Annotated in this window: 1 protein-coding gene; it reads left to right on the top strand. The window is 54.5% G+C overall.

All coding sequences use genetic code 11. From position 1 onward, the window contains the following. Positions 1 to 47: 47 nt before the first annotated feature. Positions 48 to 1,048 (top strand): IS630 family transposase gene (locus AC1XDK_RS30755; RefSeq protein ID WP_483353828.1). Its coding sequence is split into 2 segments (ribosomal slippage): positions 48 to 540 and positions 540 to 1,048, totalling 1,002 coding nucleotides; the frame shifts between segments, so codons are not numbered across the junction. The last annotated feature ends 12 nt before the right edge of the window (positions 1,049 to 1,060 follow it).

The following is a 1,060-nucleotide window of genomic DNA, read 5'->3' as shown; positions in this document are numbered from 1 at the left end:
TATAGTAGCCGTTAGAAATTTCTGCCCGGATAACGTTGAGTGTTCTAATGGACCATCTTGACGATATTTCCGTCGAGGAACTCCAAGACGCTCTCGACAACGTGGAGGGAAGCAAGCCGACACAACGGTTGTTAGCAGCAATTGCGTACAAAAATGGTGTTACGCAGACCGAATTAGCCGAGTGGCACGACACCGGCCGGCGAACAATCTACAACTGGCTCAAGCGACTCGACAGTGTCGAGTCGCTTGAGCAGGCTGTGACCGATGCTCACAGATCTGGGAGGAAACGAAAACTCTCAGTAAATGAGCAACGCGAATTCGAAGAAACTGTCCACGAACCACCAAACAAGGTTGGCGTTGACGCACCGGCGTGGACGCCGGCGCTCGTCCAGCAGTATCTCGACGAGACCTACGATGTCGAGTACTCAATCCCCAGTTGTCGGCGGTTGCTCAAAGAAGCGGGATTGAGCTATCAAAAACCACGCCCCACAGCCGCCGAATCAAAGGCTGAAGAACAAGAAACGTTCCGCGACGAACTCAAAAAAAGCGACGGGAGATGGACGCCACGGTAGTCTGCATCGACCAAACCAAGAAATCCGTGCAAGTCGAGCCGCGTGCCGCGTGGTTTCCGCGCGGCACGCGGCCCTCTGTCAAACTCTCTGGCCAGCGCGACTGGACATGTCTGTTGGGCGCGATCACCGAGGACGGTGATCGCTTTTTCTCCCGATTCGAAGAGTACGTCACCGCTGCGCACGCGAAACATTTCATTCTCGCGTTATGCAAAGAGTTCGAAGATGATTTGATCGTGGTGCTTGATGGAGCGCCGTACTTCCAGGCGTCGGCCGTCACGGACCTAGCGGCCCGTGACGACCTCGCCTTCGTGACGTTGCCGGCGTATTCGCCGGAACTCAACCCTGTCGAAGAATGCTGGCGGCAACTCCAAGACGCTCTGAGCAACCGGTTCTTTGATTCACTCGACGAATTAACCACGGCGATTGATACCGCTCTCGACCAGCTATCTCTTCCAACAGTGAGCAACTACTTCTAATGTCTACTATAG

This window comes from Haladaptatus sp. HS23, from assembly GCF_056892285.1.
This window is presented reverse-complemented; position numbering and strand designations above follow the sequence as displayed.